The organism is Edaphobacter sp. HDX4 (assembly GCF_036877565.1).
In the GTDB taxonomy this organism is placed as follows: Bacteria; Acidobacteriota; Terriglobia; order Terriglobales; family Acidobacteriaceae; genus Edaphobacter.
The window spans coordinates 313989-323366 of sequence record NZ_JAEDXW010000003.1; the positions used below are offsets into that span (position 1 = coordinate 313989).

The following is a 9378-nucleotide window of genomic DNA, read 5'->3' on the forward strand; positions in this document are numbered from 1 at the left end:
ATTAAAACTCCTGTTCATCTTTGGATTCTGTGGTGGTGAAGCCGTACATTGGCCTCCAGCCGATCTCGTTGAGCGATGCTTTCAAAGCTTCGAGCCCGCGTGGTACCTGGTTGCCGATGCCGACGGTGATGCGCACGTAACCATCGCAGCCGGGGTCGGCGGAGCGGTCCCGCAGCAGCACGCCGCGTCGTCGCATGGCGGCGACCAACTCCTTATGGAGCGGGCCAATCTTCATCAGCACGAAGTTTGCGGCACTGGGGAAGTAATGCACTCCCATCTCATCAAGTGCGCCCATCACGCGTTCTCGTCCCATGCGGATGTGCTCTGCATACCAGGTGATGTAAGCATCGTCTTCAATGGCGACAGAGAGGCAATCGAGCGCGACGCCGTTGACGTTATAGGGCGAGCTGACCTTGCGAAGGTAGCCGATGATCTCGGGACTCGCAGCGAGCATGCCGATGCGGAGGTTTGCGAGGCCGTAGGCCTTGGAGAAGGTGCGTGCGACGATCAGGTTCGGTGTCGTGGCCAGGTCGCCGAGAACGGTCTCTCCATGGAAGTGGAAGTAGGCCTCATCAACCATCAGGACGGCATGAGGCGCGGCGTTTGCAATCGCGAGCAGCTGCGCGCGGCTGACCGTTGCACCTGTAGGGTTGTTGGGCGAGGCCACGATGATGAGTTTGGTGCGCTCGTTGATAGCAGCAATAAAACGCTCGAAGGGGAACTGCAATGTCTCATCGGCCTGCACCTTGATCAGGCCGCGCGTCATCATGGCGATGCTGACGTCGTACATGAAGAACGACGGCGTCGCGATCAGGGCTTCGTCTTCCTCTTCAAGAAAGGCGCAGCAGATAAGGTGAATAGCCTCATCGACGCCGTTAGTAAGAAGGACCTGATTGGAGTCGAGGCCGAGGTGTGCCGCAACCTTGCGCTCGGCGGGTTCGCGCTCGGGATAGACGGTGAGCTGTTCCGCAGTGATCTGTTTAATCCGATCGAGTACGAGCGGCGATGGAGCCAGTGTGTTCTCGTTGAAGTCCAGGCGCAGGGCCTCGCGGCCGGCGAGCGGCGGATGATACTCCGGCATCTCGAGGACGAGGCGGCGTGGTTTCAGAGTCGCAGTGCTGGCAGGTGTGCTCATCGGGTTGACCTCATTCGTACGCGAACGCTTTCGGCATGGCCGGTCAGGCCTTCAGCAGTCGCCAGGGCGATGGCGTGAGGGCCAAGCTTGCCAAGTCCCTTACGCGTGTAGTCCTGAACAGTAATGATCTTTACAAAATCCATCACGCTGAGGCCGCCGCGTACGCGACCGACGCGGCCGGTGGGAAGAACGTGGTTGGGGCCTGAGACGTAGTCGCCCATCGACTGCGGAGCATAGTCGCCGACGAAGACCGAGCCTGCATTCTGCACCCATTTGATATCGCTGGCGGAGTCCACGGTGAGGTGCTCCGGTGCGAGGCGATTGGTTAGCTCACGCGCCTGTTCGACCGTTTGGGTGATGAAGATGGCTCCCTGGGCAGCGAGGGACTGTTTTGCGATCTTGTTGTTCTTCGCCTGCAGCTTCACTTCGTAAGCGACATCGTTCGCGAGCTTCTCGTTACTGGTGATCAGGATAGCCAGGGTCTCGGGATCGTGCTCGGCCTGCGCGACCAGATCGGCGGCGATTCCGGGGGCGTAGCCGCGCTCGCTGGTGACGATGATCTCCGTAGGACCGGCAGGCATGTCGATGCCGCAGTGGCTGGAGACGAGTGTCTTCGCTGCGGTAACGAAGAGATTGCCGGGCCCGACGATCTTGTCGACGGGCTGGATGGTGCTGGTGCCGTAGGCAAGTACAGCGATGGCCTGGGCTCCGCCGATGCGGTAGAACTCGGTGACTCCTGCGAGATAGGCTGCGGCGAGTGTCTCGCGCACAGGCTTGGGAGAACACACCACGATGCGCTCGACACCGGCGACTTGCGCCGGAGTTGCCGTCATCAGCAAGGTGGAGGGCAGCGGATAACGTCCGCCGGGAACGTAGCAACCAACAGAACCGAGGGGCCGAACGATCTGGCCGGTCTTGACGCCCTCAGCAGCGTCAAAGCTCCATTCCTTTGGAAGCTGCGCCTCCGCAAAGGCGAGGATGTTGCCACGGGCGACCATCATGGCGGCCTGCAGCTCTGGCGCTGTCTCCTCCCAGGCTGCCTGCATCTCGTCCCGCGTGACCAGCAGAGGCTGATTTTTTGTCAGCCCATCGAACTTCGCAGCGTACTTGCGTAGAGCGGTATCGCCGGTCTTCTGGATATCGGCGAGGATACGGCGCACCACGGGTTCGACCTTCGCCGTGTTGACCGCACCGCGCCGCTCGATCGAGGCGATCAGAGCGGCTGCGGATTTCGCGGTGCGTCCGTAGGTTTTTACCAGCTTCATCGTGACGACTCCCTAACTTTCTAAAGAACCACTTTGCTCAACGGGTACTCGACAATGCCGGTGGCGCCGACGGCTTTGAGTTTGGGAATGACCTCGCGCACCTCGGTCTCATCGAGGATGGTGTTGAGGGCTACCCATTCGGCATCGCTCAACTGAGAGACCGTAGGCGAGTTGAGAGCAGGAAGAACGCCGATCACCTCACGGAGGTCAGCCTTGCGCGCATTGAGCATAAGTCCGACGCGGCCCTGTGCTGCTATGGCGGCATTCAGCATCAGCGAAATGTTGCTGATCTTTGCGCGCTTCCAGTCGTCCTTGAAGGCTTCCTTGTTGGCGATCAACTGTGTCTCGCTCTCCATCAGGGTCTCGATGATGCGCAGACGGTTCGCACGGAGCGAGCTTCCGGTTTCGGTAACTTCGACGATGGCATCGGCGAGCGTGGGAGGCTTGACCTCCGTTGCGCCCCAGCTGAACTCAACCTTGACGGGGATCTCCTTCGAGGCGAAGTAGCGCTTCGTGAACTCGACAAGTTCCGTAGCGATGATCTTGCCGGCGAGGTCTTCAGGCTTCTGAAACGGGGAATCCTCGGGGACGGCGAGCACCCACTTCACCTTTTGGCGGCTCTGCTTGGAGTAGGTGAGGCTGGTGACATATTCGACATCGTGCTGGTTCTCGAGCACCCAGTCGTTTCCGGTCAGTCCTGCGTCAAGTGCGCCGTGCTCGACATAACGCGCCATCTCCTGCGCGCGGACGAGCATGCAGTCGATCTCAGCGTCATCGATCCCCGGGAAATAGCTGCGTCCGTTGGCAAAGATCTGCCATCCGGCACGCTGAAATAGCGCGATCGTCGCGTCCTGCAAACTGCCCTTCGGAATTCCGAGCTTCAGCTTTCTGGTCTCGCCCATTACTTCTTCTCCGTTTCAATCTTTTTTGTAAAACAGCTTACGGTTCCTTCGTGGCAGACCAGACCGTCGCCTTCGACCTCTACGCGGAAGAGCAAGGCGTCGTTGTCGCAGTCGGTGGAGGCCTCGATGATGCGGAGGCGGTTGCCGCTGGTCTCTCCCTTCATCCACAACTTGGAGCGGGTGCGACTCCAGAAGGTGACGAAGCCGGACTCGAGCGTCTTTTGGTAGCTGGTCTCGTTGAGAAAGCCCAGCATGAGCATCTCGCCGGTCTTGTAATCCTGGACGATGCCGGGGACGAGTCCGTCCATCTTCGCAAAGTCGATCTGGGGTTCAGAGGTTTGGGATGTTGCGGTCTGGGGTACTTCAGCCATTTGAAATCTCCAATCGATCGTTGACACGTAAAAAGGCCCGCTCGCGGTATGCGCGTTGAGCGGGCCTTTAGAATCCTGTGGTCTGCGTTTCGTTACTTCGCAACACCGGACATAGCCGCCAACACGCTCTGCGCATGATGATGGTGATGATGCCCGTGATGGAGGTTCAGCGAACGCATCGCATCTTCAGAGTAGCGTCGGTGCCGCTGTAAGTCAACAACAGCCCGCCATTCTTCCAGGGTACCGGTGCAGCGTGCAGAGTTGCGACGGTGCCTCCCCAAATGCGAATTGACGTGGTTCAAGGGTTTCCGTACTCTTCCTCTGCAGCTGCTGGGCTAATCTTCTTGAGGAGTTTTATCGCGATGCGAGTCCTTCGTAACCTGCTTCTGACCACCGCTCTCTTCTCAAACCTTCCGTTTTCGATGATGGCGCAGAAGGCCGCGACGGCCAAGACATCCTCTGCAGCAGCTGCCGTGACCGAAAAAGTCGACATCAATACTGCAACGGCAGATCAGCTAAAGGCGGTTCCCGGCATCGGAGATGCCTATGCCAAGCGGATCATCGATGGCCGTCCTTATACGGCGAAGAATCAGCTTGCCTCGCGCGGTATCTTGCCGCAGGGCGTCTACGACAAGATCAAAGACCAGATCATCGCTAACAAGATTAAGAAGTAGTCCACAGAACAAGTGAGCGGCTGGAGCGGCTTGATCTGAGGATCAGGCGCTATTTCAGCGCCATAACGGCGATGCGACCGTCGGATTGGAAGCTGCCGCCTGTGGCCGTCTTCGCGCCGAGCAAGGGATTCACCGGAGTGACGTAAGCCGCGCTGGAATAGCTTCCCGCAGCGTCGAAGCTCTGCAGAAGATAGTCGCGTTCTTTATCGATCTCCGGATCAATCTTGTGGGTGACGCCTCCCGTACGTTGATCCTTTTCGAAGCCAATATCATGGGTCGCAGACCCTACCCAGAGCGGCCGTCCCCCGACTGTCTTGTCGGTCTGCCATACGCGCAGGTGATGTCTCTCGGCGGCGACGAGCAACGGGTCCGCGCGAGCGTAAGACATATCCTGTGGCCGCCCGAAGAGATAGAGCGTACTCATAGGCATCGCGGTGTAGGCTTCGTGGTTTAGGGTCTTCAGCAGGCCATTGACGATGGCATCCTCAACGGATTTATCGACCGCGACCCAACCTGCGTTCTTGAAAGCCGCCTCAACCTGTTCCCTGGTCCCGATCAATGCGAAGTTGACCATGTCACCGGGATTGCCTTGTCCCGCTGCCACGTCAGAGACGCGTCGCGGAATGTCGGCAAAGAGAGCTGGCGTGATGAGAGAGCTGATGGGACTTGTGGGAGACGTCAGCGAAGCATTCTGTTTGGGCGCGTCCACAAACTTCAGCTTTACCTTGTATTCGCCGCTGAACGTCAGATCGCTACTTGTATTCGCTCGAAGATAGAGTTCTCCTGTCGTCGGCATGGAGTACTGACCCGAGGCTCCGATGGAGAAGGGAACGGATGGGTTCCCATCCCCGACTCTGCCGATGAGCGCTCCAACTTTCGCCTGGTTCAGGGGGAACTGTCGAATAAGATCCTTCCACCCCCGATCCAGACCATCCGGCGTGGACTGCCGGGCATCAGCCATTGTGATCTGTCCTGTTGCCGTGAACTTGGCCTCCTCGCCACCGGCGACGACAATACCGGTGTCGAACCAGTCGGAGCTATCGAGGGTGAACTCATAGCTTTTCTTATGCGCTGCGACTGCAGCTGCGGTTTTGAGGTGCGTGTCGCGCATGCTTACTATCGGCTCAACCCGGGGGCCGATAGCCGGCGCTTTAACCTGGGGAGCAGGAACAACGGAAGCTGGAGAGGTAACCTGGGCCGCTGGCGGAATTGCGGGGGAAGCCGCTGCCGGGGGCTCATTGACCGGAGGGACCGACGAGGTCTGGCCGTGGATTGCAAGCAGACCAGCCGGAGCAAAGAGGAGCGCAAGCGTATGAACTGCGACAAACCTCCACATTCCTGTCCTCTGACATCGGTTAGAGTGATTCATATTGAGTCCCCGACCTAAGATGCTGAACCCGGGCCCACGACTTTTGTCGCTTCACTCTCTCCCCGCCAGAGCGTTTTGCGCGATTGCGGTCGGGGTCTGCGCTCCCATGCTAGTCGGATGTCAGGGGATGCTGACAAGTCCCAGGCGACCGCAGGTTCGTATGATTGACGTTTCTCCCGACGCACCGGAGATGGACCTCTACCAGAATTCGTACGCAATCGCTTACCGGCTCGGCTTCGGAATGATCACCTCGTATGTGCCTGTCGATCCCGGCGCATCGACGATGACGGCCACGCTGTCCGGCAGCAAGCGGGCTGTCACGAGATCCCGAACCACGCTGGCAACACAGGGACAGTACACAGTATTGATCGGAAACTTCTCTGACAATCTGCAGCAAACTGTATTGAAGGATCAGGATACTCCGGCGCCTGCAGGGAAGATTGCCGTTCGCATGATCGATGAATCGATGCTGGAGGGGGCGTTGGATATCTACCTGGTCCCGGCAGGGCAGAGAATAAGTGATACAAAGCCGGTCATCAGTGGAAGCAGCTTCGGAGCCAACACCGGTTATGTGGATCTGCAGGCAGGAACGTACTCGTTGGTGGTGGAGCCTGCAGGGGCAGTTCTCTCAGATGGTAGGGATGCGCTCTACACGGGAGCGCAGATTGCTTATCCGTCTGGAGCGGCGAGCACGATTATCTTGAGTGATGGCCGTGCACCATATGGGGTCCCGTCACTCCAGGTAATTGTGGCTTCGGACTACGTACCGATCCCTGAAAGATCGGAGCTCCGCATTAAATGAAAGAGGCCGCCAGGGGAATCCTGGCAGCCTCTCGTTGTACTCATGCTTAGTAGCGATACTGTTCGGCCTTGTAGGGTCCTTCGACCGCCACGCCAAGGTAGTCAGCCTGTTTCTCCGAGAGCGTGGTCAGTTTTACACCGATCTTCTCAAGGTGGAGGCGTGCAACTTCTTCATCGAGCTTCTTGGGCAGGATGTAAACGCCGGGCTTGTAGGTGTCCTTGTTCTGCCAGAGATCAAGAGCTGCGAGCGTCTGATTGGAGAAGCTGTTCGACATGACGAAGCTGGGATGTCCAGTAGCGCAGCCGAGGTTGACGAGACGTCCTTCGGCAAGTACGAAGATGCTGTTGCCGGCGGGTAGAGTGTACTTGTCGACCTGAGGCTTGATGTTGAGGCGGGTGACGTCCTTCGCATCGTTGAGCGCGTCCATCTGGATCTCGTTATCGAAGTGCCCGATGTTGCAGACGATGGCCTGATCCTTCATCTGCTGCATATGCTCATAGGTGATGACGTCGACGTTACCAGTGCAGGTGACATAGATGTCGCCGATGCCCAGGGTCTCTTCGATGGTCGTGACCTCGTAGCCTTCCATCGCAGCCTGCAGCGCATTGATGGGGTCGATCTCGGTGACGATAACCCGAGCTCCCATGCCCCGCAGAGAACGTGCCGAGCCCTTGCCTACGTCACCGTAACCGCAAACAACAGCAACCTTGCCGGCCACCATAACATCGGTCGCGCGCTTGATACCGTCGACCAGTGATTCGCGGCAGCCATAGAGATTGTCGAACTTCGACTTGGTGACCGAGTCGTTGACGTTGATGGCAGGAACAAGCAGTTTGCCTTGTTCCATCATCTTGTAGAGGCGATGAACCCCGGTCGTGGTCTCCTCCGCAACTCCGCGCCATTCACTGGCGATCTTCTGAAAGTAAGCCGCGTCTTCGGTATGGATCTTCTTCAGCAGGTTCTTGATGACCTGCTCTTCCTGGTTGCTGGATGAGGTGTTGACCCAGTCATCGCCCTTCTCAAGGTCGACTCCCTTATGAATGAGCAGGGTGACGTCGCCGCCGTCGTCGATGACGATCTGAGGGCCAAGTCCACCCTTGTGACGAAGCGCCTGATCGGTGCACCACCAGTACTCCTCAAGCGTCTCACCCTTCCACGCGAAGACGGGAACGCCGGCAGCAGCAATGGCAGCCGCGGCATGGTCCTGAGTGGAGAAGATGTTGCAGCTTGCCCAGCGCACATCGGCACCGAGGGCAACCATGGTCTCAATCAGCACCGCAGTCTGGATCGTCATGTGCAGCGATCCGGTGACACGCACACCTGCAAGAGGCTTCGAGGGAGCGTACTTGTTGCGAATGGACATCAGGCCGGGCATCTCCTGCTCGGCAATGTCAATTTCTTTACGTCCGAAGTCCGCTAAGGACAGATCAGCAACCTTGTAATCCGCTGCTGCTGACGCTTTATCGATGGTGGCTGTTGCCATGGGAGGCACCTCATTGAATTGGGGTCGAAAGACAAGAAAAGGCCCGACTTGACCGCCCTTTTAGGATATCACCGCGGGAATCGCGGTTTGCTTCAATCGCACCCACTGAAGGGGTCTACGAGGCTTCTGCGGAAGCTCTTCTATCTTGGAACAAGCGTGTGCCGAGACTTACAACGCCAGCTGCTAAAGCGAGTGCCGCCACCGCATACAGACCGTTGGAGAAGCTGTGAGTCGCATCGCGAAGTCGCCCGGTTAGATATGGACCGAGAAATCCGCCAAATCCTCCAAGCGTGGTAATCAGGGCGACTCCGGCTGCTGCCGCCGTGCCTGCCAAAGTGCGTGTCATCAGAGCCCAGAACGGTCCCATCGTGCTCCACAGCCCCATCGCTGCCAGGCAGAAGGCGCAGAGGGCAATGGGAACATTGTGGGCCAGTCCCGCCCAGGCGAAGCCAACCGCGGACAGCCCCATGCATCCAGCCAGATGCCCGCTGCGCTCATTCCACCGATCCGAACTCCAGCCAACGACGACGGTGAATAGCGCAGCCAGCAGATATGGGACGGTTGCATAGCGAGCGATCGTACTTGCATCCCGTCCTGCGTTCGAGGAGAGGCTGTCGAGAATCAATGGCATCCATAGATTTACGATGTAGACGCCGATCTGGATGCTGACATAAACGAAGGCGAGCAGCCATACCGCCGGCAGGCGGAAAGCATCGGCGAAGGAATGATGCCTGGTCGCGCCATAACGTGCACGGTCAGCCTCCAGCTCACGCAACAGCCATTGCCGCTCTTCGGGGTGAAGCCAGTCGGCCTGCGCCGGTCCATCCTTAAGGATGAAGAGAACGGAGATGCCCAGCAGAATGGTCGGCACTCCCTCTGCGATAAAGAGCCACTGCCAGCCCTGCAGGCCCCATACTCCGTTCAGCCGCAAAAGGGCGCTCGATAAAGGAGCGCCGACAACTCCGGCCAGTGAGGTGGCTGTCATGAACTTGGCCACCGCGCGTGCACGCTCATGTGATGGAAACCAGTAGGTGAGATACAGCAGCATGCCCGGAACAAAACCCGCCTCGCCGACACCCAGCAGAAATCGCATGAGGTAGAACGAATGCGCGGATCGAACGAAGGACATGCATGCCGCGATGAGGCCCCAGGTGATCATGATGCGTGCAATCCATAGCCGCGTACCTACGCGCTGGGCCATCAGATTACTGGGCATATCGAAGATTGCATAACCGAGAAAGAAGATCCCGGCACCTGTTCCATACACCGTATCGCTGAAGCCAAGCTGCTGCTTCATGTCCATTGCGGCAAAACCCACGTTTACGCGGTCGACGTAGGCAACGATATAAAGCAGAAAGAGGTATGGGATCAGGCGCC

Annotated in this window: 9 protein-coding genes; 2 read left to right on the forward strand and 7 right to left on the reverse strand. The window is 58.3% G+C overall.

From position 1 onward, the window contains the following. Window position 1: 1 nt before the first annotated feature. The 4 genes from hisC to hisI are packed head-to-tail and all read right to left on the reverse strand — an operon-like array spanning window position 2 to window position 3673. Window positions 2–1135, reverse strand: coding sequence for a histidinol-phosphate transaminase (hisC, locus tag JAO29_RS05575; RefSeq protein WP_334267196.1), 1134 nt, complete (start codon window positions 1133–1135; stop codon window positions 2–4). Beyond that, window positions 1132–2400, reverse strand: coding sequence for a histidinol dehydrogenase (hisD, locus tag JAO29_RS05580; protein WP_334267197.1), 1269 nt, complete (start codon window positions 2398–2400; stop codon window positions 1132–1134). Before hisD ends, hisC begins: the two co-directional genes overlap by 4 nt. A gap of 20 nt (window positions 2401–2420) precedes the next feature. Then, window positions 2421–3302: an ATP phosphoribosyltransferase gene (hisG, locus tag JAO29_RS05585; RefSeq protein WP_334267198.1), complete on the reverse strand. Its 882-nt coding sequence runs from the start codon at window positions 3300–3302 to the stop codon at window positions 2421–2423. After that, complete coding sequence (gene hisI / locus JAO29_RS05590) at window positions 3302–3673, reverse strand: phosphoribosyl-AMP cyclohydrolase (RefSeq protein WP_334267199.1); 372 nt, start codon at window positions 3671–3673, stop codon at window positions 3302–3304. Before hisI ends, hisG begins: the two co-directional genes overlap by 1 nt. 362 nt (window positions 3674–4035) lie before the next feature. On the opposite strand from hisI, the gene JAO29_RS05595 reads away from it, so the two are divergent. Continuing rightward, window positions 4036–4347, forward strand: a complete 312-nt coding sequence (locus JAO29_RS05595; RefSeq protein WP_334267200.1) for a ComEA family DNA-binding protein — start codon at window positions 4036–4038, stop codon at window positions 4345–4347. A 49-nt stretch (window positions 4348–4396) separates the two neighbouring features. On the opposite strand, the gene JAO29_RS05600 is transcribed toward JAO29_RS05595, so the two are convergent. After that, the gene (locus JAO29_RS05600) at window positions 4397–5683 is read right to left on the reverse strand and encodes an LssY C-terminal domain-containing protein (RefSeq protein WP_334267201.1); all 1287 of its coding nucleotides are present in this window, start codon (window positions 5681–5683) and stop codon (window positions 4397–4399) included. Between the two features lie 193 nt (window positions 5684–5876). Here JAO29_RS05600 and JAO29_RS05605 point away from each other — a divergent pair, with 193 nt between their 5' ends. Continuing rightward, window positions 5877–6518, forward strand: coding sequence for a DUF4397 domain-containing protein (locus tag JAO29_RS05605; protein ID WP_334267202.1), 642 nt, complete (start codon window positions 5877–5879; stop codon window positions 6516–6518). Between the two features lie 46 nt (window positions 6519–6564). Here JAO29_RS05605 and ahcY read toward each other — a convergent pair whose 3' ends face one another. Together ahcY and JAO29_RS05615 are read right to left on the reverse strand one after the other, a co-directional pair. After that, window positions 6565–8001, reverse strand: a complete 1437-nt coding sequence (gene ahcY, locus JAO29_RS05610) for an adenosylhomocysteinase (RefSeq protein ID WP_334267203.1) — start codon at window positions 7999–8001, stop codon at window positions 6565–6567. Window positions 8002–8116: 115 nt separating this feature from the next. After that, on the reverse strand, window positions 8117–9378 hold a 1262-nt coding region (locus JAO29_RS05615), incomplete at its 5' end, for an MFS transporter (RefSeq protein ID WP_334267204.1).